Below are 25255 nucleotides of genomic sequence, written 5' to 3'. Positions count from 1 at the left end.
AATTTATTGATTGAGCGTGCTAAAGTAAGAGTGTGAAATAAATCACAAGAAAACATACACCCCTTTGTTTGAACGTGAACATTTCTCCCATCCCCTTTGTAAAAAGCCCTTTCCATCTAGAGGAAAGGGCTTTTTCTTTTGTCTTTCATTTTCTCCGTAACAATTGCCCTCGAACTATCCATTCAATTATCCTTCTAAAAAGTAATTCCTTAAAAACAAAAAACTGTATACAAGCTCAAAAAAATTGAGTTTGTATACAGTCTGAGAAAGCTATTTCTTAAAACGCCATAGGACTAGGTTAGGGAGTTTAAGTCTTTCTATCTTTTGAAGCAGCAGGAGTTTTTTTAATTCGCATTCTGCTTGCTGCTCTGTTAGGTTATAATAATCAGCCACCTCACTTGTAGTGACTGAATTGAAACGCTCTATTAATTTTTCGAGCCTTGGTGGTGTTTGTTTTTTTGGTACATCATAAAGCATCTCTTGTAAAATTTGCACGTAGATATTATATGGATAAATGCCAGATACTTTGATACCTTCGTCTTCAATATTTTCGTTAAAGAACACGATTGTTGGGAACGAGCTTACTTCCATTTCTCTTGCGATGGATAGATCGCTTTGAAAGGAACGGGCGCAGTCCTTTGATTGAAAATCCTGAGTAAATTCCTCCACATCTAGCTAGGCTTCAGAAGCCAGTTCTTTCAATGCTTCGTAGGAAGTAATATTTTTAGTTTGCAGAAAAAGATATTCCTGAATTTTATCTAAGAATCGTTGGGCAGCTTTTTTTCCTTGAAACTCTGCTGCCTTTACTGCAATGGATGGTAAAACAGCGTGCTCATGAATGGCGTATTTATATTTTTTCTCATGTTCTGACAAGTGGCAAGTAGTATTCAAGTTATTTAGCCGTGTACTGAGAACTGTTCGAATAGTAAAATACTGACCGTACTCTACTTGCAACTTCCGAAGAATTGGTTGCATATCCCAACAAACAGAGCATAATGGATCGAGAAACAGATACATTTCTATTGGTTTGTTAGTATGGGGGGATGCGATCACTTCAGCCGGAATTTGTATTCTTGTCACATTTTTTCCTCCTCATGACTCAATTGGTTGACCATGTGGTTGGCAGTAAGTACAAGTCTTCTATAGAAATCGTGGCGTAGTTTTCCGTCTAAGCCAATCTCGTCCATTGCTTCACTCATACAAGCGAGCCAAGCTTCTGCTCTTTCAGGCGTAATGGGAAAAGGATTATGTCGCATCTTTAGCATAGGGTGCCCATGCTCTTCAGTATATATGTTTGGACCACCAAGATACTGTGTTAAAAATTGTTTTTGTTTCCTAGCAGTCTCTGTTAAATCATCAGGAAAAATTGATTTTAGCTTTGGATGCTTGGCTACTTTGCTATAAAAAGTATCCACAAGCAATGAAAGTTTCTCTGCGCCTAGCTCATCGTAAGGTAGGATTGGCTTTTGTGTCATGGTTGTTATACCCCTTTGCTTTAGCACTATACTCATTCTATCAACCAAGTTAGAATATCTCAAACAATTAGATTGTGAGAGATATCCATATATAAAAAAACGACCTTAATCGGTCGCTTTTCATTAGCCAATCATATTGGCTAAAACTTTCCGTACATAATTTTCCGTTTCCTTAAAAGGAGGAATACCGTTATATTTTTTTACAGTTCCAGGTCCTGCATTGTATGCAGCTAAAGCTTTCTCCATGCTTCCAAACTGATCAAGCATTTGTCTCAAATATTTAGCTCCACCCATCACGTTTTGCTCCGGATCAAAGCTGTTTTGAACACCTAAGAATTTGGCGGTCCCCGGCATTAACTGCATGAGTCCCTGAGCCCCAGCGTGGCTAACAGCATTCGGATTAAAGTTCGATTCTTGTTTAATCACTGCTTGCAGAAGCTTTTCTGGAATTTGATATTTTTCAGAAGCCTTTTGAATAATGGAAGCAATGTCTTCTGTTATTGTAGACAGTCTATTATTTGTGGAAGTAACATTTATCATATTTTCGTATTTATTTGTCCAGTTTTGGGGTACATATACAGGAGAATCACCTTCATAATAGAGAGAGGCCGTTTTGCCTTCTCCAGAAGCTTGCTCTAGTACTTGACCCAGTATTTCGGAAAAAAGATCGGAAGAAGAGGATTGTGAGCTATTCACACCTCCCAATGTCTGCATTGCATTAATTTCCATCAATGTTTTAACCGATTGTATGTCGATAAAGCATCAGCCTTTCAAGGTTTTTACAAGTCTTGCGATTTTTTTATCTGTTTTTCGAACAGGAATCTGGTGTTGTTTCAAGAGCTGAAGAAAAAACGCTTGTCCATTTTCGACATCTTGACTTTCATATTCTACCTCATAATCCTCTATTTGGCTATAAAAGGAATGGTCGAAAAAGAGCGTCCCATCATTTATTTCGACAAAAGCTCGGTTAGTTTTAATACTTCCGATACAAATTGTAGGATAAGGTAGATTTTTTTTCTCTAAAAAGGACAATGTGGGAAAGATAGACTCACGTAAGATTTTGTCTCTTTCCAGGTCGTTTACAAAAATTGTATGCTCCTCCATTACGTGGTCTTCTAATGGGGTTTTCAGTGTAATCTCATTTCTCCCTTCCATTACTCTTAATCGGAACCCAATTTTGTTCTTTTGAAAGTCTTTCTCTGGTGTATCAAAGTAGTAATTGGTTTGGGAATGAAAATCTTCCTTCGTAACATGAAACTCCTTTAAAAGAGTATCGAATTCTCGCTTTGTGAGTAAATTTTTAAATTCTATTTCTTTTTCCGAAAGCATACTATCACAGCCTTTCATTTATTTCATTATAGACGGTTTCCAAGTAGTTTCAATATGTTAAAATAGTTACAGTATGGACAAGATACGAAGAAGGGAACGATATATTTTGCCTATTACTTACCAAATCAAAAGTGGAGTTCAGCTTGAAAATGATATCCGTTTCACCCTAGAGGTGCTACCTGCAGATATTACGATTCATGCAACTGGGAAGATGCTTGCAGATTCAGACGAAATGGCATTTGTCTATCTATTAGAGGATAATACTAGCTATCAGTATGTAAAATTTGGACAAGAGGTATGGCCTCTGCTTGTAAATGCGTTAAAGGCAACAGAAGACCCTACCATTCAGTTTGGAAAACAACGTATCGTCCTTGAACAATTTAGAGAAGAGTTACGTACACTTGTGTTTAACATCGAAGGAAATGATAATTACGGTGAAGCTTTTACTCAAGCAGTGGAGCAATCGTTTAAAGAAATATTACAGTCTTAATGAGCAAGTAATGGAGGGTAAGTGAATGGGACAATGGGATCGATTTTTAGAGCCATATAAGCAAGCAGTCTCAGAGCTAAAGGTGAAGCTGAAAGGGATGCGTTCACAATTCGATGTGGAAAATACAAATTCTCCGATTGAGTTTGTCACTGGTAGAGTGAAACCGTTAGCAAGTATCTATGATAAATCCTTAGAAAAGGGAGTCATCTTTGTGCCATCAGAAACACTGGCAAAGGAGATACCAGATATCGCAGGTTTACGTATGATGTGCCAATTCGTAGACGATATTCAAACGGTTGTAGAGTTATTACGTCAAAGAAAAGATATGACCATTGTGGAGGAAAGAGACTACATCTCCCATAAAAAGCAAAGTGGCTATCGTTCCTTCCATGTAATCATCGAATATCCAGTTCAAACGATCCATGGAGAAGTAAAAATTCTAGCGGAAATTCAAATACGAACACTCGCGATGAATTTTTGGGCATCTATCGAGCATTCCTTGAATTACAAATATAAAGGCGTTTTCCCAGAGGAAATTAAAAATAGGCTACAGTATGCAGCAGAGGCTGCCTTTCGATTAGATGAAGAAATGTCTCTTATAAGAGGAGAAATCCAAGAAGCACAAAAATACTTTACGGAAAACAAAGAAATGTCTACTCCTAGAATTCAAGAAGAACATAAATAGTAGGAGGTGTGAATGCATGAAATTTTTTATTCAATCACGTAATGACGATTTATCAAACAGCTTGATGGAAAGTGCGAAGACCTATTTGACGGATTTTGGCTTAGAGCTAGATGAAGAGAAACCAGATATCGTGCTTTCCATCGGAGGTGACGGAACGCTTTTACATGCCTTTCATAAGTACAAGCATCTAACAGATTCCGTAGCTTTTGTAGGGATTCATACAGGTCATTTGGGCTTTTATGCAGACTGGAAGCCAGAGGAGATAGAGAAGCTTGTCATTAGTATCGCGAAGAAGGAATTTAAGGTAATTGAATATCCTTTATTGGAAGTGACGATCAATTACAGTCATGGAGAGGATAGCTCCGTATACCTAGCGTTGAACGAATCTACCGTAAAGTCACCAGATGTTACATTGGTGATGGACGTGGAGTTAAACGGCAGTCATTTTGAGCGTTTTAGAGGAGATGGCTTGTGTATGTCCACCCCATCTGGTAGTACCGCATACAATAAGGCACTTGGAGGAGCGATTGTACATCCTTCCCTTGATTCCATGCAGCTTGCAGAAATAGCATCTATAAATAACCGTGTATTTCGAACGGTTGGATCCTCACTTGTACTACCAAAGCATCACACTTGTCTGTTAAAACCAGTACAGGGACCTGATTTCATGGTAACAGTGGATCATTTGCATCTACTTCATAAGGATGTTTCTTCTATTGAATATAGAGTTGCAGAGCAAAAAGTACGGTTTGCAAGGTTCCGACCATTCCCATTCTGGCAACGCGTACATGATTCTTTTATAGATAGTGATTTAAAATGAGCAAAAGTAATATTCAGCTTTCCTTTCTAGTGGAGGAGAGTGGGCTTCTGAGAGAAGCGATTCGAGGATATGGAATATCGAAAAAAGCATTGACTAGCATTAAATTTGAAGGCGGCTCGATCTTGGTGAATGGAGAGGAAAGAACAGTAAGGCACCCTGTAATGGTTGGAGATCGGGTGACCATTTACTTCCCTCCAGAAAGAAAAAGTGAGAGTTTAATCCCAGAAAGATTCTATTTTCCGATATTATATGAGGATGAGCATGTTTTACTTATTCAAAAAGAAGCAGGGATGAGCACCATTCCGTCGAGAGAGCATCGAACAGGGACGATTGCTAACGCAATAGCAGGATATTTTGATGCAAAAGAGCTTCCGGCTACTGTTCATATTGTCACCCGACTAGATAAGGATACCTCTGGTGTTATGTGTATAGCGAAGCACAGACATGCTCATCATCTATTAAGTGAAATGCAGAAGAACGGTGCTATTTTCAAAACATATGAGGCTCTTGTACATGGCCATATAGAAGAAGATCATCGTATAATTGAAGCTCCCATTGGTAGGAAAATGGATAGCATAATGGAGCGGCAGGTTACACCGGAAGGGAAATATGCCAAAACAACCTATCAAGTTTTAAAAAGATACATGATTGGTGCAGAGAAGGTAACCCATGTCCGTTTACTATTGCATACAGGGAGAACGCACCAAATCCGCGTACATATGGCGCATATAGGACATCCGTTATTAGGAGACGATTTATATGGAGGAAGACTGGATCTTATAGGAAGGCAGGCTCTTCATGCCAGACAGATCGAGTTTCCACATCCATTTACAAAGGAACCAATTTTAATGGTTGCCGATTATCCAAAAGATTTACAGGTTTTATTAGAAAAAAACAATGATTAAGTAATACTCGTACAGGATATGTTGATAAGGCTGCTGTCTGTTTTTGCAGGCAGTAGCCTTTATATTCTAAAGCGAAACTATTCCCTTTTGTTTTCAAAACATTTCCTGGGGAATAAAAACAGTAGACTTACTTTACCTAAAGTGGAGTTTCCTGCCTATCCACCTGACTAGTAACTGGAGAATACCTTATAAAGGTTTTGTTATATTTTTCTGGAAATTGCGCTGTAAGTAAATCGTTCAAATGAAGAAACCTACTAGGAATCCATCCTCTCCTATCTTGCTACAAGAAAGCCTACTCTTACAGGTAGAAGAAACGTGAAGTTTAGCTATATTTACTTGTTGCGTTAAAAAAATGAGGGTTTTACAATAAGGAAGAATAATTGCCGAAAGGAGGGAAAGTGATGAAGGAAGAGCTAAATCAATTAGAGCTAGAAGAAACAAATTTAATTCATTACTTAACGACGGATTCGATGGACGAATTCCGAGCAACATTTATGGAACTGCATCCATATGAGCAATCCACATTTTTTGAAAAGGTAGAGCCGGAGCTCAGGCAAAGAATCTTTCATTACCTATCTCCTAAGGAAATGGCAGAGCTATTTGAGGCCACAAAGTTTGATGAGGAATTATATGAATATTATTTAAATGAAATGGAAACGACTTATGCTGCAGATATGCTTTCTTATATGTATGCAGACAATGCGGCAGACGTTTTGAATGAACTAGAAGCGGATCAGGCAGCTAGTTACTTGAGTATCATGGATACGGAATCAGCTCAAGAAATTAAAGATTTATTGCATTATGAAGAATACACAGCAGGTTCGATTATGACCACTGAGTACGTGGCAATTCCCGAGAATTCCACTTGTCGCTCTGCGATGAATATACTCAGAAACAAAGCACCTGACGCGGAAACGATTTATTACTTGTTTGTGGTAGATAATGATCATCGGTTAACTGGAGTTATTTCTTTAAGAGATTTGATCGTGGCGGATGAAGACACCCTAATAAGAGAAGTGATGAGTGACCGTGTAGTGAGCGTTCCTGTAAGTGAAGATCAGGAGGCGGTAGCAAGGATGATACGAGATTATGACTTCCTTGCGGTGCCTGTAATAGACTATAACCAGAAGCTTTTGGGTATTGTGACAGTCGATGATATCATTGATGTCATGGAAGAAGAAGCTTCGGATGATTATTCAAAGCTAGCCGCTGTCTCCGATATGGATACCTTTGATAAGGGGCCGCTCCAAGCGGCAAAGAAACGATTGCCATGGCTTGTCATTCTATTGTTCCTTGGTATCCTAACTGCAAATGTAATGAGTATTTTTGAGAAGACATTAGATCAAGTTGCCCTATTAGCCGTTTTTATTCCTTTAATTGCAGGGATGGCCGGGAATAGTGGGACACAGGCGTTGGCTGTTGCTGTCCGAGGGATTGCTAATGGAGATATTGAAGAAGAAAGTAAGCTAAAGCTATTATTTAGAGAAGCTGGCACAGGGCTCATTACTGGATTTATTTGTGGACTTTTGGTCGTTGGAATTGTGTTTGTATGGAAGCATGATTTAATTGTAGGAGCTTTAGTAGGCGCAGCTATTTTCGGTTCTATATTTGTGGCGACACTTGGTGGGTCCTTTATTCCATTATTAATCCATCGCTTAAAAATTGATCCGGCGGTCGCATCTGGCCCGTTTATCACTACTATTAATGACCTAGTGAGCATTCTTATTTATCTCGGTCTCGCTACACTTTTCCTTTCCTCTTTATAGACCTAACACTTTTCCAAGGAATCATGCATAAACTAAAGGAAAAAGGATGTGCCTGTGAACTCATTTAATGATCCTTTGCTGTATATAAAAGGTCCGCCGGTTTTTCATCTTCCTCCAAGTATCCAAACAGTGGTTCCAGAGGAAGTAGGGAGTATAGAGGAAGAAAGTACATCTATTTACGAAATCAAACAAGTTGTACAAGATGATAATAGTAATAATAGTTCTCCAATGATGGAACAGCTTAGATTTCTTTCGTTGCCGTTCCAAAAGAAAGTATATCGACCACTGATGTTCCATCTCGAGGATGGGCTTATGATTCAAGGAGAAGTGGAACGAATAGACCAAAGACATGTGACAATCAAGACGAAAGCAGGAGAAATCCTTGTATTTCCTGTAGGCGAAATAAAGAAAATTACATGGCGAGGCGGTATATTAAAATAAGGTATGGCTACCCTTTTATAAGGGTAGTTTTTTTATGCTTTCTAGTGCTAATGAAAAATGTAAAATGAAGGCAAAAAAACCGTTCGGGTTTGATCCGAACGGAATAGACACTACAGGTTGAAACGATCAGTCACAAATATCTAAATATACATCCTCAATACATTCAATTCCACAGAAGCAGTCTAAATCTACAGTTACACAGCTGTTGCTTTCTTTGAACTTTTTCACTTCGCAAATTTTGTTCAAATCAATTCTACTAGGATCCTTGTCAGAAACTAATGACACTGGTTTGCCATCATGATCGAATGGACGCAATACGCGTAATGTTGCACAGCAATTATCAAAAATATCTTCTACTCGGAAAAAGACAGATACACAGTCTTCGTTTATCGGTGTATGATGATGTTTATTTCGGAAGAATGCTTTAAAAGGATCACCATTTTTAGTAAGAAGCATAAATACTCGGGTATTTGCTTTGTTTTTTGAAGGGCAAGATAATCCTCCAAGTGGCTCTGCGAAGCAATTTGTAGGACAGTCTCCACAATCGTCAGTTGCATGCTTTTGAATGTCCAAAATTGCACGAACTACGTCACAAATACAGTTTCCTCTACGATTTGAATCATCTAGATGTTCAACTTTTCCACAACCCATTTTTTTCACCTCCTTCATCCTTCTGTTGTAATTTATGTAGCAACTTCCCAAAGAACAGGGCAAATATCACATAGGAGTCGTATATTTCGAAAGGTCGCGCTCATACTAACGAAAAAGGAGAAGTTGCTAATGAAGAAACTGATGTTTGTTATATTAACCCTTCTATTGCTAACGGGTTGCTCCGAAGTGGAGAGCAGGGTTTATTCAGAGGCAGATCAAACCGGTTTAGAAAAGATATTGAATGAACGGGATGACATCACTGGATACACGAGTGTGATGAACAAGGATGATATTCTTGTTGCTATTGAAGTAGGAGCATTTGAGAGGTTCCAAAAAACAAAGATAGAAAGCAAGGTGAAAAAGGCGATAGAGAAGGAGTATCCCGAGAAAGAAGTTCTGGTAACAGGGGATATGAAGATTCGATGGGAAATTGAAAAAATAGTGGATAAGAAACAAAAAAATGAAGAGCTAACAGACTCTATAGAGAAATTAAAATCACTTTCGAAGGAAGAGACATAATGGATAAAAACCAATATCAGAAGGTTGTTGATAAGCATACTCCAAAGCCCCCCTTACTTAAAAATTGTCTAAAGGCTTTCCTTGTTGGGGGTATCATTTGTACTATCGGTCAATTGATCTCTTTCTTCTATATGCGATTTTTTCCATTTACGGAAAAGACAGCTGGTAACCCGACGGTATCAACATTAATTTTTATTGCCCTCCTTTTAACTGGAACTGGGTTATACAAAAAAATAGCCCAATTCGGTGGAGCAGGTTCAGCAGTTCCTGTTACAGGGTTTGGAAATGCGGTTATCTCAGCAGCGATAGAGCATAAGACAGAGGGTTACGTGCTTGGAGTTGGTGGAAATATGTTTAAGCTAGCTGGCTCCGTTATTGTTTTTGGCGTTTTTTCAGCATTCGTTGTTGCATTAATTAAAACCATCTTAGTGAAGTTAGGAGTGATTTCATGGTAAACACTCCAAGAACAATACAGTTCAAACAGAATCCTTGTATAGCAAGCACTGGTGTCATCGGGGGTCCTGTGGAGAAAGGAAAGACGTTCGCAAGCTCATTTGATGAATTTCTTCAATCGGAAAGAGAATCGACGGAAACAAACGAGCATGCAGCGACTAGATATATTGAAAAGGCCTGTGAGACTGCTGTAAAAAAGGCAAATGAGAAAATAAAGGATATAGATGTTTTTATAGCAGGAGATTTAGTGAATCAGGTTTCCCCAACAAATTTTGCTGCAAGAAAGCTTGCTATACCTACTTTAGGTGTATTTTCAGCCTGTGCTAGCTCGATGGAGTCAGCCATATTAGGCTGTCTCTTATTGGAATCGGAAAGTGCTAGCAAGGTGCTTGCTGGGGCTTCTAGTCACCATCCGACAGTAGAGCGTCAATTTCGATATCCGCTAGAATATGGAGCACAAAAGGGAAAAACTGCACAATGGACTGTTACAGCAGCAGGTTTTGCTGTATTAAAGCGCCAGGTGAAGGATGCTCCTGTAATTACTCATGCCACCATTGGACGAGTAGTGGACGGGAATCAATCGGATCCTCTTCACATGGGAGCGGCAATGGCACCTGCTGCACGAGATACAATAGAAAGACATTTAAAAAGTACCAATTCCTCGATGTCTGACTATGATGTCATCATGACTGGTGATTTAGGGAAAATAGGTTTAGCCATCTTAAAGGATATGTTTGAGGATAAAAACAGCGGTGTGATTCTTCAGGATGCAGGGGCTCAGTTCTATGGAAATGATCCTTTTTTTAATGCAGGAGCCAGTGGTGCTGGATGCTCAGCGGCAGTCTTTTTTGGTCATGTATATAATCAACTGAAAAATGGTACGTATAAGAGAGTGTTATTGGTAGCAACTGGAGCACTGCTTTCTCCCTTAACGTATCAGCAAGGGGATACAATCCCATGTATTGCACACGCAATCGAATGTCGAATGGAAAAGAGGGGTTAACATGATCACATCATTAATCATTTCCTTCATAGTAGGAGGTCTTGTCTGTGTTGTCGGACAAATCATGATGGACGGCTTTAAAATGACTCCAGCTCATACACTAAGTACATTAGTTGTCGCAGGAGCAGTGTTAGGAGGCTTTGGGTTATACGAGCCCTTCATCGATTTTGCAGGAGCAGGTGCAACTGTTCCGATTACCTCCTTTGGTAATTCCCTAACACTTGGTGCTTTGGCGGAAGCTGAAAAGCATGGCATCATCGGAGTGTTGACTGGGATGTTTGAAATAACTAGCTCTGGTATAAGCTCAGCTATTCTATTCGGACTCATTGGTGCTTTTATTTTCCAAAAGCGAAAAACGACGTACTAGTTAAATGCCCGATTCCTTTTCCCCAATTAGCATATGATATGGTGAAAAGGAGAGGAGGTTAAGATTATGTACGGTTACTATGGTGGAGGTTATTCAGATTACTCTGGATGCTGCGAGAGTTATGGCGGTTACTACGGTGGAGGAACTGGCTATGGTTATAACCACGGTGGTGGAAATACATTCGTTCTAATTGTTGTCTTGTTTATTTTATTAATAATTGTTGGAAGCAGCTTTCTCTCTTAGACGTGATGAATAAATAAGACAAAGGGGAGAAAGAAATGCAAAATCCATTTTTTAAAGCAATTGAAAATAAAACAGGTGTTTCAATGGACGAATTGTTTGCACTTGCGAATGCAGTATCTAATGCTGATTTCTCGGATGAGAAACAGGTCCGTAAAATTGTTAAAAAGGTTGGAAAGCTAGCAAATAAACCGGTATCGAAGGAATTAGAGGACCAGTTAACTAGTTCCATCATGCAAAAAGGTAAAACTTTAAGCTTATCCGACATAGAAAAAATGATGTAATAAGTATTAGTTTCTGGAATATGAAAATAAGCACATGATATCAGTTTGAGTTAATTACACGGCGGGTAAATAAAGAAAAAAGTGTGGAGGGGGAAAAATAATGGGCTACATTATTCCATCACAGCCAACCCAGGCACAAATCTATGCAAATCGAATGCATTCGAACGAGTATAATTTTGCTTATGTTGGCAGTGTTCAAAAGGTTCACCTTAAGTCTTTATTTCGTGATCATTTAATACAAAAAGAGCGATTAAATGAAACCGCTGAAGAGGATACGATAACAACTGATAAGAAGCATGTATCCAGTAAATTACCTTTATATAAAGGGTTTATCCAACCGAACCCGATTAATTTGTCTCCCGTTATTTCGGAAATATCCGGCAAGGGAAACAATGTGAATTTGTATATCTAAAGGGATTGAAAGTCCTAAACAAAAAAGCTGCCGTGAAAGTCATATAATTGACTTTCTAGGGCAGCTATTTTAATAAATATCAATTTTAAATATTATGCTTAAGAGAAAGACTTTTCCATTGCACGGTGGGGTATGCCGGCTTCTAAGAATTCTGGAGAGGTGATTACATACTCTCTTTTCTCATAAAAAGGAATTGCATAGCTTTGAGCATTTAGCTTAAGTTTTTTATATCCTTTGGCAGCTGCATATTCTTCCATACAATTCATTAAAAGGTTTCCCAGATGTTGCCCCCTATATTCGGGAAGAATGCATACACGTTCTACCTTAACTATACTAGGCTCTACCTTTCGGAGTCTTCCCGCTCCAAAGGGTTTTTCACCATCATAGGCGATGAAATGTGTAGCCGTTGCGTCATGCTCATCAAGCTCTAAATGTAGAGGAACATCCTGTTCCTCTACAAATACCTTTCTTCTGATGGTAATTGCATCTTGCTTCTCTTTTTCAGTTTCTACTATTTTTGCATATACCAAATTATTCAGCTCCAGACAATCTAAATGTTTCATAGACAGTCCAAGAACCGTCCTCTAATTGATATAAGAGATGGATACGATCTACTATCTCTTCAAAGTTCACACCAATCATTTTTAATTGAGGATAAATGTCATCATGCTCACTACCATTTAGCTTTTGTGCTATGGTGATATGCGGCACAAAGGAGTACTGCTCCTCATCCATAAACTCCATCGAATTTAATGCTTGATGTAGATTCATAATTTCTTCTGTTGGTTCCACGTTAAAATAGATGGCATTTGTCACAGGAGCAAAGGAGCTAACTTTTGTAATTTTTAATGTAAATGGCTTATGCTCGGTTGCAATATTCTGTATTTGCTGGGCAATCTGTTTAATTTCCGTTTCATCTGCTTCAAATACTCCCTTCATCGTCATATGAGGGGTAATTAATGCGTAATGTGGGTCATAGCGTTTTCTATATGAATTGGCAAAATCCTGCACCTTTTTTGATGGGAAAGCAACAATACCGTATTTCATTTGTAAAAACCTCCTTATTTATCATTCTACTATAATGCAATTATACCAAAAAATGTTTTATAAGCTAAAGTTCTTTACTAAGGCTCTTCTCATATCTGGTTGCCAAAGCTTCCAAGTATGGTCTCCAATTAGTTCGTCATAAAAACTAGAATATCCTTTTTTTGTTAATAATTTTTGTAATTCACGATTGGGAGTAAGAAAGTCTGTTAGTAGTCCATCCCCAGTTTTGACTGCAGTCTCTTGATCCCCAATGACCTGATAGATGGAAAATGCATGTATCTCCTTGTGTTTCTCTACTTGCTCAAGTATATCCTCATTGATGAAAGGAGAATGCAAAATGACCTTTCCAAAGGTGTTTGGATATTGAAGGGCAGTTAACAGGGAAACAGATGCCGCTAATGAATCTCCCATCAATGCTCGCCCATTCCCAATCTGATAGGTCGGATATTCCTCATCTAAGTAGGGCACTAACTCTTGCGCTAAAAATCTAGAATAAGCATTTCGTTGATCTCCATCCGGGTGATATTTTCTTCTCCGGTCCTGGACATTTTTATAAGGTACACCAACTATAATCATATTTTCAATAAGCTCTTCATTGTATAGTTCGTCTGCAACTCTGGAAAGTCGACCAAGTTGAAAATAATCCTTTCCATCAGATACAATCAGCACCGAATATTTATATAATGGAGAATAATTAGGTGGTAAATAGATGAGCAGCTGCATTTCCTCTTGCAGACATTCACTATATATAGACCTATCTAGTAATGTACCTCTATTCATACATACACCTCTTCTTAGTCATGTTGTAATGAAATTGTATCATATTGTGGAAGAGAGGTATAATAAGAGGAGTTAGAATAATCCCTTTTTTGCAACGAAAACAAGGAGGAACAACCATGGACAGACAGACATCGAGAGTACATTCAAAAACAGTAGAGCATGCTGCATTTGAAGCCTTAAAAAGAAGAGGCGTAACAATAGAAGAAATCGCTAAAATTGTATTTGAAATGCAGTACCCTTACAACAAAGGGTTAACCCATGCTCACTGTGAAAAATCGGTGGAAAGTGTATTGAAAAAAAGAGAAATGCAGCATGCCATCTTAGTTGGAATTGAGCTAGATGAGCTTGCGGAAAAGAAAATGCTATCTTCACCGCTACAAGAGATTGTAGAAGCGGACGAAGGGTTGTTTGGCGTGGATGAAACGATTGCACTAGGCTCTGTGTTTACTTATGGAAGTATCGCTGTAACGACTTTTGGTCACTTAGATAAAAACAAAATCGGTTTGATTTCGAAGCTGGACACGAAAGTTGGAAACGGTATTCATACCTTTTTAGATGATTTAGTAGCAAGTATTGCTGCAAGTGCAGCATCTAGGTTAGCCCACCGAACAAGAGATTTACAAGAAGCGGATGAGACCTTTGAAGATATTAGCCCAGAACAAACTGCTCCTGAAATTCATATTAAAGGAAGCAGAATGTAAATCGCTGGGACTTGGTTGATGAAAGCGAGAACGCGGAGTAAAATACATCCGTGTTTTCGCTTTTTCTGTTCTCTTCCTTAGGGGGACGTTGAACCCCAAGTAAAAGGCGGGTTATCAACTGATAGAATTTTATCTCACCAAGGGACCCTTCAAGAAAATCCAAATACAAAGGCACTTTCTGTCTTACTTGAACAGAAAGTGCCTCGTATTGTCTTATATAAGCAATTATTTATATTTAATTGGTTTCCAACTCTTCTTCTACTGGTTGGAAATATAAAAAGGACTCTTCCTCTAATTCGTTTATACGATTTTTATTTAGTCCTAAAGCCATAGGTCCTTGAAAAATAGGTTCCCACCAAGTCTCTGTTTGTGTCATCATATTTCCTCCTTCTCTTTCTAAAGTTGTTTGTCTCTCTTATACCCAACTTGAGAATAGCCTCAAACCCTTACGCTTAAAATACTACTAATTACACTCTGCGACTAATGTAACCAAAAGACTATTAGGGAGCATGCTAATAAATTCTTTAAAAGTAGTATGAGAAGGTAAAGTTGGTTTCATGTATCTGTGCTAAATATCCAAATTCTTTCATCAGCTTGAAAAAAATAGTATGATGTATAGTAGAATCAAACTTCTTTTAAAGGAGAGAGTAGAGATGAACTTCACACAACAGGATCTAGATAATATGCTGCAAGAGCATCATGCTTTTTATGATACAGGTGTAACAAGAAGTGTTAAATTTCGACTGGAACAACTGGACATTTTAAAGGACACGATTAAAAAGTATGAGAAGGAAGTATTAGCTGCTCTTTATCAGGATTTACGAAAAAGTGAATTCGAGGCGTATACAACTGAATTAGGAATTGTTTATGAAAGCATCACTTATATGAAAAAAAATCTTCACAAATGGATGGAGCCTAAGCATGTAAAAACACCATTAGCACTTATGCCATCCAAAAGCTTTATCGTGAATGAACCATATGGTACTGTTTTGATTATCGCACCATTCAACTATCCGTTCCAGTTAGTGATGGAGCCATTATTAGGTGCCATAATAGGAGGGAATTGTGCTATTATTAAACCCTCCGAGGCTACTCCCAATACGACTAGGATCATTTCCCAAATAATCGCAGAAGCTTTCCATCCAAACTATATCAGGGTAGTAGAAGGTGAAAAAGAGGAAACGTCCTTATTGATTCATGCACCGTTTGACTTCATCTTTTTTACGGGTAGCGTGAATGTAGGGAAGATAGTGATGGAGGCAGCTTCGAAAAGACTAACTCCAATTGCACTAGAGCTAGGAGGGAAAAGCCCAGCAATCGTCGATCACACTGCTAATTTAGAGGTAGCAGCAAAACGAATTGTTTGGGGGAAATTTGTAAATTCAGGTCAAACTTGTATTGCGCCTGACTATGTTTTAGTGGAGGAAAAGGTAAAAGACCAATTCATTGAAACACTAAAGAAAACAATTCCGCAGTTTTACGGTGCAAATCAACAAGAAAGCACCGATTATGGTCGAATAGTAAGTCGCAGCCATTTTGATCGATTGCAGCAGATGATTGAAGATGAAAATCAGCATGTTATTTTTGGTGGGAGCACGGATCCGGAAGACTTATACATTCAGCCAACGCTCCTGGATGGCGTAACTTTTGACAGCCCATCTATGCAAGAAGAAATTTTTGGGCCGATTCTTCCTATTATTAGCTATCAAGACTTACCAGCGATTATACGTACAATTAAAAAAATGCCAAAACCATTGGCGGCATATATGTTTAGTGAACATGAGAGAGCGCAAAATTACTTCCTAGAGGAGCTTCCATTCGGTGGTGGATGTATAAACGACACGATCATGCATGTCGGAAGTGTTCATCTTCCGTTTGGCGGAGTAGGGAATTCTGGTGTAGGAGCGTACCATGGTGAGGCAAGCTTTCAGCTATTTACCCACCAAAAATCTATTCTGAAGAAGAATACCTCACTCCCAGTAAATGTTGTGTATCCACCATATAAGAATAAAATTAAGTTAGTTCGAGGATTATTAAAATAATCAAAACAAAAGGCTGTAGACATGTCCAAGGAAATTTGGCAGTCTACAGCTTTTTCAATGTTATTTCAGATATATACCTGTTGACAAGGTTCCTACCTTTCCGATTGCAGTATAGAGAAGGGAAAAGGTTTAGAATCGGTGCAAAAGCTTATTTTAAGATGTCTCCTTTGAGACGAGGAGGATGGTATTGACCAGTGTAGTAGGAATGCCACATAACTGATAAATTTTAAAGAAAGGGTGTCCCATAAGTTTTCAGTTTATAGGACACCTCCTTGTTTAGACTTTGCTCTCTATCTAACGACCTTTGTTTATGTTCAATCGTTTGTATCGTAAGAGGGTAGCTGAACGGTAACAGTCGTTCCTTTCCCGATTTCACTTTCGATAAAGATATTTCCTCCTTGCTCTGTGATGATTTTTTCAGAAATCATTAGACCAAGCCCTGTTCCCTTTACCTTGGTAGAGAAAAACGGGTCAAATACTTTTTCAATTGTTTCTTGATCCATTCCGACCCCATTATCGGTAATTTTTATGGTGATGACCTTATTTACATCCAACTCGCATGAGATATGAATGTTGCCATTTTCAGTTACAGCCTCGATGGCATTTTTTAAAAGATTTATGAGCACCTGCTTCATCTGGCTTTCCTCTCCAAAGAGATAAATATCACGATTCGTCAGTTGCGTGCTGAACACAATCCCTTTTAGGTTTATCTCCGGCTGGAAAAGAATCAAGATATCATTCAGGGTTTTGGTAAAATTATATTTCTTGAAAAGCTTCGCATGTGGCTTAGCTAGCACTAAAAATTCGCTAATGATAAAATTAATACGTTCAATTTCATTTTCAATAATTTGTGTGTAATGATAATATGGCTGGTTCGAATTCGTATTCATTATTTGTATAAAGCCTGATATGACCGTAATAGGGTTTCGAATTTCATGTGCAACTCCAGCTGCCATTTCTCCAGCAAGCTTTAATTTTTCTGCTTGGAGCAGTAAGGTTTCTGTTTCTTTCTTAAAGCTTACATCACGACTAATAACAGAGATAGCTACTAGTTCCTTTTCGTAATTATAGATAGGGGAAAAGGTGGTTTGGGCATCGAAGAATGACCCATCCTTTCTCATATCTTTTGTCTCCAGGAAAATATAGCTAGCACCCTTTAAGACCTCTCTTCGTCTTGCCTCTGTTTCCATTCTGTAGGCAGGTGATGAGAGATTTACCCTTTTACCTATTACCTCTTCGCGTTTCCAACCATAAAGCTCCTCGAAGGCTGGGTTAACTTCAATGATTTTATTGTCTATATCAAAAACAGCAATACTATCTTTGGCATTATCAAAAAACAATTGTAGATAGCTTTCTCTAGAATTTAACTCTCTTTGCATAGAACTGTTCTTATCTGATAGATATTTAAAGAAACGCTTATCGTATAGGGTACTCAAGATAGAAGTAGTAACAAGCAGGCATAAAAATACGATAAAAACAATTAGGTCTCCTTCTACATACATAACGGGAGAATTAGAATATTTCCAATAAACCAATGCCCAAATTTCCAAGGTTGTGAGCAAGAACAAAATTAGTCTAGGCGCGATAGTATGATATAGAACAGCTATATAAATTGGATAAATAAAATAAACCAGTAGAATGGCATGCTCATGCAAAATATTGACCAATAAAATATATAAGTTCAAGGAAATAAATATTAAATAGGGAGTCCACTTACCGCTAGAAAATCGAAAAAATAATAGAAGATTTAGAGCCAAATAGCTGACTAATGTGTATAAATAGATACCCATATTCCCATAATGTAGAAGAATTGCAACTAGGGTATATGTAATAGCAAGTAGGGAAAAAAGAATTAAAAATAACTTGTTTTTTTTCTGACGCATTTCAAAATATTCCAAATTGCACATCTCCTTCTAATAGCTAATACTAATATTAGCCTATTTGGTAGTTTCTGAAAATATTATCTTTTGATAAGATAGAAATATAGTAAAGGAGGAATAAAAGTGAAGTTTTCATTTCAATCAAAAGAGACTGTTACACTACTTAAACAATTAGTGGAGATTCCAAGCCCATCAGGCTATACAAAAGAGATTATGGACTTTATGGAAAAGTTTCTAAAAGACTTACAGGTAGACTACATAAGAACGAACAAAGGGGCATTGATTGCTACTATACGTGGGGAAAATGATGAGAGGCATCGTCTGCTTACTGCCCATACAGATACGCTTGGAGCGATGGTAAAAGAAATTAAAGGCAGTGGAAGACTGAAGCTTACGATGGTAGGCGGCTTTAATTGGAATGCAGTAGAAGGTGAATATTGTACGATTCATACTGCGGACGGGAAGAAAATTCGCGGAACAATCCTGATGCATCAAACGACTGTCCATGTATACAAAAATGCAAGTGGTTTGCCACGCGATGAACAAAATATCGAGGTACGAATTGATGAGAAAGTTACAAATGCAGAGGAAACGAGAAAACTTGGGATTGAGGTTGGAGACTTTGTATCCTTCGATCCACGTTTTGAAGAAACGGAAACAGGTTTCATTAAATCGCGCCATCTTGATGATAAAGCCAGCACAACACTTTTGCTTCAATTGGTCAAAACAATTAAGGAAAATAATTGGATTCTTCCTTATACTACTCATTTTTATATTTCAAATAACGAAGAGATCGGTTATGGAGGTAACTCCAATATTCCGGAGAAAACGGTCGAATATATTGCAGTAGACATGGGAGCAATAGGAGATGGCCAGACTTCTGATGAATATACAGCCTCTATATGTGCAAAGGACTCATCTGGACCATACCATTACGAGCTCACACGCCACTTGGTGGAGCTTGCCAAGTCAAATGGAGTCGATTATAAGCTTGATATATATCCATATTACGGCTCTGATGCATCTGCAGCTATCCGTGCGGGCTTTGATGTGAAGCATGCGCTGTTTGGTCCGGGAATTGAAGCTTCTCATGCATATGAAAGAACACATATCAGTTCATTGGAAAATACGGCTAAGCTTTTATTTGCTTATGTAAATTCTGAATTAGTGTAAAGCAAAAATAGGATAAGAGCTAGTAAGCGCCTTGCTTGCTAGTTCTTTTTTTACTAGTGAAAGGTACCTGTTGTGTAGCTATTTGCTAACTCCAGCGGCTCTCTGCTTAATTTCATCTGCTGTGGTGACCAGCTCTCCTTTAAAGCCACAGTTTTCTCACTGTGGCTGAACAGGTGCTTAAGCATTTCTTATTGTCTAGCCCTCCAGCACCTTGCCCCTCGAGGGCCAACAGGATGTTGGTCAGGAAAACGTTGTCACACGATGTGATGTTCTTAGTTTTCCTTCCTTACTCGCCGAACCCCATTTGCTTGTCGGGGCAGAACAGGTGCTTACGCATTTCATGCTTGTAATTTGCTTCATAAATCCATATGATAAAAAAGTGAATAAGAAGGAGATATAATTTATGGATAAACAATTACAAGAAGAAATATTAAAGAGAAGAACCTTTGCTATCATTTCTCACCCGGATGCAGGAAAAACGACTATTACAGAAAAATTGCTTTACTTTGGTGGAGCGATTCGTGATGCTGGTACCGTAAAAGGAAAGAAAACAGGCAAATTTGCTACCTCTGACTGGATGGAAATAGAAAAGCAGCGTGGGATTTCCGTAACCTCCTCCGTTATGCAATTTGACTATAATAATTGCCGTATCAATATATTAGACACACCTGGACACCAAGACTTCAGTGAGGACACATATCGTACATTAATGGCTGTCGATAGTGCTGTCATGATTGTCGATGCTGCGAAGGGAATTGAAGCACAAACTCTTAAATTATTTAAGGTTTGTCGTATGAGAGGCATTCCTATCTTTACTTTTATTAACAAGCTGGACCGCCAAGGGAAAGAGCCGCTTGAGCTAATGGAAGAGCTAGAAGAGGTGCTTGGAATCGAATCGTATCCAATGAACTGGCCAATAGGTATGGGGAAAGAATTCTTAGGAATTTACGACCGCTATAATAGACGTATTGAACAGTTCCGCACAGATGAATCTGATCGCTTCTTACCTTTAGACGAGGATGGAGAGCTAGCGGTGGATCATTCCATGAAAGAAACCTCTTACTATAAGCAAGCAATGGAAGATATTATGCTGTTAGATGAAGCGGGAAGTGAGTTTGACAAGGAGAAAGTGCTTTCTGGAGACCTAACACCGGTTTTCTTTGGTAGTGCACTAACAAACTTTGGGGTACAAACTTTCTTAGAAACGTATCTTCAATTTGCTCCGACTCCTCAGCCTCGCATGACCGATGCAGAGGAAAAGGTAGACCCATTGAATGAAGATTTTTCAGGTTTCGTATTCAAAATCCAAGCAAACATGAATCCTGCTCACCGCGATAGAATCGCATTTGTTCGTATCGTTTCCGGGAAATTTGAGCGTGGTATGACGGTGACCCTGGCTAGAACGGGAAAAACCTTCAAGGTAACACAGTCTACACAATTCCTTGCAGATGACCGAGAAACGGTAAACACCGCAGTAGCCGGAGATATTATCGGTCTCTATGACGTAGGTAACTATCAAATTGGGGACACGATTGTTGGTGGCAAAAAAGCTTTCCAATATGAGAAGCTACCTCAGTTCACACCTGAGCTGTTTGTCAAAGTAACTGCCAAAAACGTTATGAAATCTAAGCATTTCCATAAAGGTGTTCTACAGCTTGTGCAAGAAGGTGCAATCCAATACTACAAAACGCTTCATACAGAGGAAGTAATACTCGGAGCAGTTGGTCAGCTGCAATTTGAGGTATTTGAGCATCGAATGAAAAACGAATATAACGTAGAGGTACGCATGGAACCAATCGGATCCAAGGTTGCACGCTGGATCGAAAACGAAGAAGAGGTCAAGGAATCAATGACTGGCCCACGTAGCATGCTAGTCCGTGACCGCTACGACAATTATGTGTTCCTATTTGAAAATGAATTTGCTACTCGCTGGTTCCAAGATAAATATGAGCATATTAAGTTATACAATCTTTTATAAGAAGCTAGAGAGACTGGCGCAGGCTAAAATAGCCAATTTTATAGCTCAATTATCTTTGTAGGTTCATGAATAGTGGAAAACCGAACTATCATAAGACTCGAAGTCAGAGTTTTATATGGTAGTTCGGTTTTTGCTATTTTCAGAAGGTAGGGGGGAGTAAGCGGGCATGTTTTAGGTGAGGTTAGGTGTTTACTCTCGTTCGGGATGGAAATACTCTCATTCGGGAGGGATTTACTCTCGGATGGTGAGAGTTTATTCTCGGATAGAGGAAGATTACTCTCATTCGAAGCGTTTACTCTCGTTCGGGACGGAAATACTCTCACTCGGGAGAGGTTTACTCTCGGTTGGAAGGGGCTTATTCTCACTTAGATTTTTACTCTCATTCGGAGGGATTTATTCTCATTCGGAATGGGTTTATTCTCGGATAGAGGAAGATTACTCTCATTCGAAGCGTTTACTCTCATTCAGGAGGGAAAACTCTCACTCGGAATGGGTTTACTCTCGGTTGGAAAGGGCTTTATTCCCGGTTAGATTTTTTACTCTCATTCGGAGGGATTTATTCTCAGATAGAGAGACATTACTCACAGATAACGGATGATTACTCTCAGACGAAGCGTTTACTCTCACTCAGATCGATACTGTCGCTCGGTAGTAGTTTACTCTCGCTCAGATGCCATTAATATTTGAACTCTTGTCCTTTTGGGCATATGATAGGTATAGCAAAAGTGAAGGTGGTACATAAATACATGAAAATAAGTGATTTCTCCATAAGAAGACCCGTGTTTACCACCGTAATAATGTTTTTGGTACTTATTTTAGGTGGCGTGTCTTTCTTTAAAATTCCTATCACATTAATTCCCGATTTGAATCCTCCAGTGGCAGTTGTCGTTACGAATTATCCAGGTGCTAGCCCGACCGAAATAGATGAGAAGCTGACGAAGCCACTTGTTTCATCGCTTAGTACACTTCAAGGTATAAAGTCAGTAACCAGCACCTCCTCAGAGGGAGCAAATTTTGTTTTATTAGAGTTTGATTGGTCTACAGATATGGATGATGTTCAGTTAGATATTATGCAGCGAATTGATATGGTGCCGGTTCCAACTGGTGCGAATGATCCGATGTTTTTAAAATTTGATCCGGCTCAGTTTCCTGTTATCCAGCTGTCGCTTCGAGCAGAGAATGAAGGACAGGACGTGCGTCTTATAGCGGAGCAGCTTGAAAAAGAGCTAATCAGTACAGATGGCGTTGCAAGTGTAAATGTGTCAGGTTCCCTTGTCGAAGAAGTGCAAATTCTCCTAAAGCAGGATGAGCTTCTAAAGAGAGGACTCACTCAATCGGATGTTGTGCAGCTGATCCAAGCAAACAATATATCCTTGCCGGGAGATCCGATTGAAACAGACGATAAGAAATCTTTAACGACGAGAATTATTAGTACGTTAACAACTGTGGAAGAAATAGAGAACTTAGTCATTACAGTAAATCCACTAACCGGTAAAGAGGTAAGACTGAAAAATGTAGCGACTGTTCAAATTGCGGAGCAGGAGCAAAATTCGGTCACTAGGGCAAATGATCAGCCGGCGGTAATGTTATCCGTGCTTCAGGAATCAAGTGCAAACACTGCGAATGTATCAACCGCATTTAAAGAGGCATTAGAGAAACAGCTTGAGAAGGATGAATATAAAGGAGTCACTGCTGATATTTTATTTGACCAAGGAGATTATGTGAAACTAGCGATCAGCAATATAGGTAGCACATTAATCACTGGTGGTCTGCTAGCAATGGTTATTTTATTCCTCTTCTTAAAAGGAATTCGAAGTCCAATTATTGTAGGGGTAGCAATACCTTATTCGGTGATTGTTACGTTTGTTTTAATGTATTTTGCAGGTTTTTCTTTAAATATTATGACGCTAGGGGCATTAGCGTTAGGTATTGGGATGCTGGTCGATAACTCGATTGTCGTGATTGAAAATATTGAAAGGCATCTAGGCTTAGGTAAAAACCGAAGAGAAGCGACCTTTGAAGGGACACGAGAAGTAATAGGCGCTATTACGGCATCTACATTAACCACGGTGGCGGTATTCGTACCTGTTATATTCCTATCCGGTTTAATTGGACAAATTTTTACTGAATTTGCTCTAACGATAGCATTTAGCTTGTTTGCTTCTTTAGTAGTGGCAGTTACGGTGATTCCGATGCTGGCAAGTCAATTTTTGAAAAAGCCGAAAGGTGACTTGGAAGCTAGAAGAAGGAGATCGAAAGCGTACAATAATTTGGAACGCTCTATTAAATGGTCTCTGAAGAACAGGGTGCTTTTATTAGCGATTACAGCAGTAATGTTAGTATTATCTGTATTTGGTGTATACAGAGTGGGAACTGAATTTTTACCGGCGACGGATGAAGGATTCTTTTCGATTTCTGTCCGACTTGAAAACGGATCCTCCTTTGCAGCAACAGACGAGGTAGTGAAGAAAATTGAGGATATCTTAAAGCAAGAAGACGAAGTGGATGTCTACGTAAGCTTCGTAGGGGGAAGCCAGGAAAGCCAATCTCGAGGAACCTCTAGATCTAACATTGCCGAGATTTCTGTAAAATTAAAGGAACTCTCTGAAAGAGAACGCTCTATATTTGAGTTTGTAGACGAGGTTGAGCCAAAAGTGATGAAGGCAGTTGGAGAGAATGCTGAGATAGGTTTTGGAGTCCAAACATCCTCTGGTTCCTCTCCGAATCTTTTGTCCTTTAGTGTATCCTCTGCAGATGAAAAGGCTCTAAATCAAGCAGTAACAAAGCTGCATCAGGATCTTACAGAGCTAGAAGGAGTCATGAAGGTAAATAGTGACGTGACATCCAAACTAGAGGAAATTCAGGTGAATGTGAAGAGAGAAGCGGCTACCGAATATGGCCTGACATCCTATCAAATAGCACAGACGGTCAATAATATTACAAGAGGAGCACTCGCGACACAGATCATTTCCGAGGACAGTGAAGTGTACAGTGTGTACGTACGTTATGAAGAAGAGGATCGGAAAAGTATAGATAAGCTTCGAACGCTCCAGCTGCGTGCACCTTCTGGACAGTTTGTGGAGCTGCAAGAGGTAGCGGATATTCAGATAGCGGAGGGACCTGTTGCAATACGATCTATAGATCAAGAAAGTGCGGTTTCTTTTACGGTGAAGTATCAATCTAACAATAACTTAGGGGATATATCTGACAGAATTGATGAGGTCATCGAACAGCAGCAATTCCCAGAAAATATTCGTGTTTCCTTTGGTGGAGACAGAGAGCTGTTAGATAGTGCGAAAAGTGACATGATTTTAGCGATTATTCTAGCGGTAATTTTAGTTTACATTGTAATGGCAGCACAATTTGAATCCTATAAGTATCCGTTTGTTATTATGTTTACAGTTCCACTTATTGTTATCGGAATTGCGATTTCCCTTGTTACGACTTCTACACCTATTAGTGTGTCGGCTATCATTGGGATACTAATATTAGTAGGGATTGTCGTGAACAACGGCATTGTTTTGGTTGATTATATCAATCAAAGAAAGGCAGAAGGATTAGATACCTACGAAGCAATTATTTCTTCTGTTAAGGATCGCGTCAGACCTATTTTGATGACTTCCCTTACGACTATATTAGGACTTGTTCCGCTAGCACTTGGTTTAGGGGAAGGTACTGAAATAAATCAGCCAATGGCATTGACGGTTATTGGTGGACTTATTAGCTCCACTTTCTTGACACTTTTCATTGTTCCAGTCGTGTACAGCTTATTTGATAAGGAAACGAGAAGAATGGAGAGTCATAAATAAATCCA

27 protein-coding genes and 1 pseudogene are annotated in these 25255 nt (G+C 38.9%); 18 read left to right on the top strand and 10 right to left on the bottom strand.

Going from position 1 to position 25255, the window contains the following annotated elements:
* Window positions 1-270: 270 nt before the first annotated feature.
* The 4 genes and pseudogenes from AC1VU3_RS05360 to AC1VU3_RS05345 form a co-directional block, all read right to left on the bottom strand.
* Window positions 271-1017, bottom strand: a pseudogene (locus AC1VU3_RS05360) (ClpXP adapter SpxH family protein).
* A gap of 59 nt (window positions 1018-1076) precedes the next feature.
* Window positions 1077-1475 carry a globin domain-containing protein gene (locus tag AC1VU3_RS05355; RefSeq protein ID WP_482982973.1) on the bottom strand — a complete coding sequence of 133 codons (399 nt, stop codon included), beginning with the start codon at window positions 1473-1475 and terminating at the stop codon, window positions 1077-1079.
* A gap of 123 nt (window positions 1476-1598) precedes the next feature.
* Window positions 1599-2231: a lytic transglycosylase domain-containing protein gene (locus AC1VU3_RS05350; RefSeq protein ID WP_482983035.1), complete on the bottom strand. Its 633-nt coding sequence runs from the start codon at window positions 2229-2231 to the stop codon at window positions 1599-1601.
* A gap of 6 nt (window positions 2232-2237) precedes the next feature.
* Window positions 2238-2804: a CYTH domain-containing protein gene (locus AC1VU3_RS05345; protein ID WP_480388760.1), complete on the bottom strand. Its 567-nt coding sequence runs from the start codon at window positions 2802-2804 to the stop codon at window positions 2238-2240.
* 73 nt (window positions 2805-2877) lie between these two features.
* Between AC1VU3_RS05345 and AC1VU3_RS05340 the strand changes: the two genes are divergently transcribed.
* The 6 genes from AC1VU3_RS05340 to AC1VU3_RS05315 all read left to right on the top strand — a co-directional run bounded on the left by AC1VU3_RS05340 (window position 2878) and on the right by AC1VU3_RS05315 (window position 7911).
* The gene (locus AC1VU3_RS05340) at window positions 2878-3294 is read left to right on the top strand and encodes a UPF0738 family protein (protein WP_480388759.1); all 417 of its coding nucleotides are present in this window, start codon (window positions 2878-2880) and stop codon (window positions 3292-3294) included.
* 25 nt (window positions 3295-3319) lie between these two features.
* Window positions 3320-3979: a GTP diphosphokinase gene (yjbM, locus tag AC1VU3_RS05335; RefSeq protein ID WP_480388758.1), complete on the top strand. Its 660-nt coding sequence runs from the start codon at window positions 3320-3322 to the stop codon at window positions 3977-3979.
* 16 nt (window positions 3980-3995) lie between these two features.
* Window positions 3996-4799 carry an NAD kinase gene (locus AC1VU3_RS05330; RefSeq protein ID WP_480388757.1) on the top strand — a complete coding sequence of 268 codons (804 nt, stop codon included), beginning with the start codon at window positions 3996-3998 and terminating at the stop codon, window positions 4797-4799.
* Window positions 4796-5704: an RluA family pseudouridine synthase gene (locus AC1VU3_RS05325; RefSeq protein WP_480388756.1), complete on the top strand. Its 909-nt coding sequence runs from the start codon at window positions 4796-4798 to the stop codon at window positions 5702-5704. Before AC1VU3_RS05330 ends, AC1VU3_RS05325 begins: the two co-directional genes overlap by 4 nt.
* A gap of 401 nt (window positions 5705-6105) precedes the next feature.
* Window positions 6106-7470, top strand: a complete 1365-nt coding sequence (gene mgtE, locus AC1VU3_RS05320) for a magnesium transporter (protein ID WP_480388755.1) — start codon at window positions 6106-6108, stop codon at window positions 7468-7470.
* Window positions 7471-7524: 54 nt separating this feature from the next.
* Entirely contained in the window at window positions 7525-7911 is a 387-nt protein-coding gene (locus AC1VU3_RS05315) for a hypothetical protein (RefSeq protein WP_482982972.1), read from the top strand.
* Between the two features lie 126 nt (window positions 7912-8037).
* Here AC1VU3_RS05315 and AC1VU3_RS05310 read toward each other — a convergent pair whose 3' ends face one another.
* Window positions 8038-8562 (bottom strand): CotY/CotZ family spore coat protein, encoded by a 525-nt coding sequence (locus AC1VU3_RS05310; RefSeq protein WP_482982971.1) that lies wholly within the window; start codon window positions 8560-8562, stop codon window positions 8038-8040.
* 129 nt (window positions 8563-8691) lie between these two features.
* Here AC1VU3_RS05310 and AC1VU3_RS05305 point away from each other — a divergent pair, with 129 nt between their 5' ends.
* The 7 genes from AC1VU3_RS05305 to AC1VU3_RS05275 all read left to right on the top strand — a co-directional run bounded on the left by AC1VU3_RS05305 (window position 8692) and on the right by AC1VU3_RS05275 (window position 11840).
* Window positions 8692-9081: a hypothetical protein gene (locus tag AC1VU3_RS05305; protein ID WP_480388752.1), complete on the top strand. Its 390-nt coding sequence runs from the start codon at window positions 8692-8694 to the stop codon at window positions 9079-9081.
* A complete protein-coding gene (gene spoVAC, locus AC1VU3_RS05300) occupies window positions 9081-9536 on the top strand; it encodes a stage V sporulation protein AC (RefSeq protein ID WP_480388751.1) in 456 nt (151 codons plus the stop codon). The genes AC1VU3_RS05305 and spoVAC overlap by 1 nt, the downstream gene beginning before the upstream one ends.
* Window positions 9530-10537, top strand: coding sequence for a stage V sporulation protein AD (locus AC1VU3_RS05295; RefSeq protein ID WP_480388750.1), 1008 nt, complete (start codon window positions 9530-9532; stop codon window positions 10535-10537). The genes spoVAC and AC1VU3_RS05295 overlap by 7 nt, the downstream gene beginning before the upstream one ends.
* Before the next feature lies 1 nt (window position 10538).
* Window positions 10539-10904 (top strand): stage V sporulation protein AE, encoded by a 366-nt coding sequence (gene spoVAE, locus AC1VU3_RS05290; protein WP_480388749.1) that lies wholly within the window; start codon window positions 10539-10541, stop codon window positions 10902-10904.
* Between the two features lie 66 nt (window positions 10905-10970).
* Window positions 10971-11147, top strand: a complete 177-nt coding sequence (locus tag AC1VU3_RS05285; protein ID WP_480388748.1) for a YjcZ family sporulation protein — start codon at window positions 10971-10973, stop codon at window positions 11145-11147.
* 35 nt (window positions 11148-11182) lie between these two features.
* Window positions 11183-11428, top strand: a complete 246-nt coding sequence (locus AC1VU3_RS05280) for a stage VI sporulation protein F (RefSeq protein WP_482982970.1) — start codon at window positions 11183-11185, stop codon at window positions 11426-11428.
* A gap of 100 nt (window positions 11429-11528) precedes the next feature.
* Window positions 11529-11840 (top strand): hypothetical protein, encoded by a 312-nt coding sequence (locus AC1VU3_RS05275; protein ID WP_480388746.1) that lies wholly within the window; start codon window positions 11529-11531, stop codon window positions 11838-11840.
* Window positions 11841-11938: 98 nt separating this feature from the next.
* Here the strand turns inward: AC1VU3_RS05275 and AC1VU3_RS05270 are convergent, their stop codons facing one another.
* The 3 genes from AC1VU3_RS05270 to AC1VU3_RS05260 are packed head-to-tail and all read right to left on the bottom strand — an operon-like array spanning window position 11939 to window position 13667.
* Window positions 11939-12370, bottom strand: a complete 432-nt coding sequence (locus tag AC1VU3_RS05270; RefSeq protein ID WP_482982969.1) for a GNAT family N-acetyltransferase — start codon at window positions 12368-12370, stop codon at window positions 11939-11941.
* A 1-nt stretch (window position 12371) separates the two neighbouring features.
* Window positions 12372-12887 carry a YjcG family protein gene (locus AC1VU3_RS05265; protein WP_482982968.1) on the bottom strand — a complete coding sequence of 172 codons (516 nt, stop codon included), beginning with the start codon at window positions 12885-12887 and terminating at the stop codon, window positions 12372-12374.
* A 57-nt stretch (window positions 12888-12944) separates the two neighbouring features.
* On the bottom strand, window positions 12945-13667 hold the full coding sequence (locus AC1VU3_RS05260; RefSeq protein ID WP_482982967.1) for an alpha/beta hydrolase: 723 nt from the start codon (window positions 13665-13667) through the stop codon (window positions 12945-12947).
* A gap of 116 nt (window positions 13668-13783) precedes the next feature.
* On the opposite strand from AC1VU3_RS05260, the gene AC1VU3_RS05255 reads away from it, so the two are divergent.
* Window positions 13784-14368: a phosphatidylglycerophosphatase A family protein gene (locus AC1VU3_RS05255; RefSeq protein WP_482982966.1), complete on the top strand. Its 585-nt coding sequence runs from the start codon at window positions 13784-13786 to the stop codon at window positions 14366-14368.
* A gap of 235 nt (window positions 14369-14603) precedes the next feature.
* Here the strand turns inward: AC1VU3_RS05255 and AC1VU3_RS05250 are convergent, their stop codons facing one another.
* On the bottom strand, window positions 14604-14744 hold the full coding sequence (locus AC1VU3_RS05250; protein ID WP_480388741.1) for a hypothetical protein: 141 nt from the start codon (window positions 14742-14744) through the stop codon (window positions 14604-14606).
* Between the two features lie 277 nt (window positions 14745-15021).
* On the opposite strand from AC1VU3_RS05250, the gene AC1VU3_RS05245 reads away from it, so the two are divergent.
* Window positions 15022-16410, top strand: a complete 1389-nt coding sequence (locus AC1VU3_RS05245; protein WP_482982965.1) for an aldehyde dehydrogenase — start codon at window positions 15022-15024, stop codon at window positions 16408-16410.
* Between the two features lie 314 nt (window positions 16411-16724).
* Here AC1VU3_RS05245 and AC1VU3_RS05240 read toward each other — a convergent pair whose 3' ends face one another.
* A complete protein-coding gene (locus tag AC1VU3_RS05240) occupies window positions 16725-18308 on the bottom strand; it encodes an ATP-binding protein (protein ID WP_480388739.1) in 1584 nt (527 codons plus the stop codon).
* 105 nt (window positions 18309-18413) lie between these two features.
* Between AC1VU3_RS05240 and AC1VU3_RS05235 the strand changes: the two genes are divergently transcribed.
* The 3 genes from AC1VU3_RS05235 to AC1VU3_RS05225 all read left to right on the top strand — a co-directional run bounded on the left by AC1VU3_RS05235 (window position 18414) and on the right by AC1VU3_RS05225 (window position 25250).
* A complete protein-coding gene (locus tag AC1VU3_RS05235; RefSeq protein WP_482982964.1) occupies window positions 18414-19463 on the top strand; it encodes a M42 family metallopeptidase in 1050 nt (349 codons plus the stop codon).
* A gap of 403 nt (window positions 19464-19866) precedes the next feature.
* Complete coding sequence (locus tag AC1VU3_RS05230) at window positions 19867-21441, top strand: peptide chain release factor 3 (RefSeq protein ID WP_480388737.1); 1575 nt, start codon at window positions 19867-19869, stop codon at window positions 21439-21441.
* A 746-nt stretch (window positions 21442-22187) separates the two neighbouring features.
* The gene (locus AC1VU3_RS05225; RefSeq protein ID WP_482982963.1) at window positions 22188-25250 is read left to right on the top strand and encodes an efflux RND transporter permease subunit; all 3063 of its coding nucleotides are present in this window, start codon (window positions 22188-22190) and stop codon (window positions 25248-25250) included.
* Window positions 25251-25255 lie beyond the last annotated feature (5 nt).

The sequence above is a fragment of the Psychrobacillus sp. Z16_25 genome, from assembly GCF_056856695.1.
The sequence above is the reverse complement of the archived record's forward strand: the minus strand, read 5'-3'. Positions and strand labels throughout refer to the sequence as shown.

Bases quoted from the DNA above. Each gene is read 5' to 3' on its own strand.
- AC1VU3_RS05285 (WP_480388748.1), top strand. From the start codon at position 10,971: ATGTACGGTTACTATGGTGGAGGTTATTCAGATTACTCTGGATGCTGC.
- AC1VU3_RS05305 (WP_480388752.1), top strand. From the start codon at position 8,692: ATGAAGAAACTGATGTTTGTTATATTAACCCTTCTATTGCTAACGGGT.
- AC1VU3_RS05295 (WP_480388750.1), top strand. From the start codon at position 9,530: ATGGTAAACACTCCAAGAACAATACAGTTCAAACAGAATCCTTGTATA.
- AC1VU3_RS05260 (WP_482982967.1), bottom strand. From the start codon at position 13,667: ATGAATAGAGGTACATTACTAGATAGGTCTATATATAGTGAATGTCTG.
- AC1VU3_RS05250 (WP_480388741.1), bottom strand. From the start codon at position 14,744: ATGACACAAACAGAGACTTGGTGGGAACCTATTTTTCAAGGACCTATG.
- AC1VU3_RS05330 (WP_480388757.1), top strand. From the start codon at position 3,996: ATGAAATTTTTTATTCAATCACGTAATGACGATTTATCAAACAGCTTG.
- yjbM (WP_480388758.1), top strand. From the start codon at position 3,320: ATGGGACAATGGGATCGATTTTTAGAGCCATATAAGCAAGCAGTCTCA.
- AC1VU3_RS05355 (WP_482982973.1), bottom strand. From the start codon at position 1,475: ATGACACAAAAGCCAATCCTACCTTACGATGAGCTAGGCGCAGAGAAA.
- AC1VU3_RS05325 (WP_480388756.1), top strand. From the start codon at position 4,796: ATGAGCAAAAGTAATATTCAGCTTTCCTTTCTAGTGGAGGAGAGTGGG.
- spoVAC (WP_480388751.1), top strand. From the start codon at position 9,081: ATGGATAAAAACCAATATCAGAAGGTTGTTGATAAGCATACTCCAAAG.
- AC1VU3_RS05245 (WP_482982965.1), top strand. From the start codon at position 15,022: ATGAACTTCACACAACAGGATCTAGATAATATGCTGCAAGAGCATCAT.
- AC1VU3_RS05255 (WP_482982966.1), top strand. From the start codon at position 13,784: ATGGACAGACAGACATCGAGAGTACATTCAAAAACAGTAGAGCATGCT.
- AC1VU3_RS05275 (WP_480388746.1), top strand. From the start codon at position 11,529: ATGGGCTACATTATTCCATCACAGCCAACCCAGGCACAAATCTATGCA.
- AC1VU3_RS05265 (WP_482982968.1), bottom strand. From the start codon at position 12,887: ATGAAATACGGTATTGTTGCTTTCCCATCAAAAAAGGTGCAGGATTTT.
- AC1VU3_RS05310 (WP_482982971.1), bottom strand. From the start codon at position 8,562: ATGGGTTGTGGAAAAGTTGAACATCTAGATGATTCAAATCGTAGAGGA.
- mgtE (WP_480388755.1), top strand. From the start codon at position 6,106: ATGAAGGAAGAGCTAAATCAATTAGAGCTAGAAGAAACAAATTTAATT.
- AC1VU3_RS05280 (WP_482982970.1), top strand. From the start codon at position 11,183: ATGCAAAATCCATTTTTTAAAGCAATTGAAAATAAAACAGGTGTTTCA.
- AC1VU3_RS05225 (WP_482982963.1), top strand. From the start codon at position 22,188: ATGAAAATAAGTGATTTCTCCATAAGAAGACCCGTGTTTACCACCGTA.
- AC1VU3_RS05230 (WP_480388737.1), top strand. From the start codon at position 19,867: ATGGATAAACAATTACAAGAAGAAATATTAAAGAGAAGAACCTTTGCT.
- AC1VU3_RS05345 (WP_480388760.1), bottom strand. From the start codon at position 2,804: ATGCTTTCGGAAAAAGAAATAGAATTTAAAAATTTACTCACAAAGCGA.
- spoVAE (WP_480388749.1), top strand. From the start codon at position 10,539: ATGATCACATCATTAATCATTTCCTTCATAGTAGGAGGTCTTGTCTGT.
- AC1VU3_RS05340 (WP_480388759.1), top strand. From the start codon at position 2,878: ATGGACAAGATACGAAGAAGGGAACGATATATTTTGCCTATTACTTAC.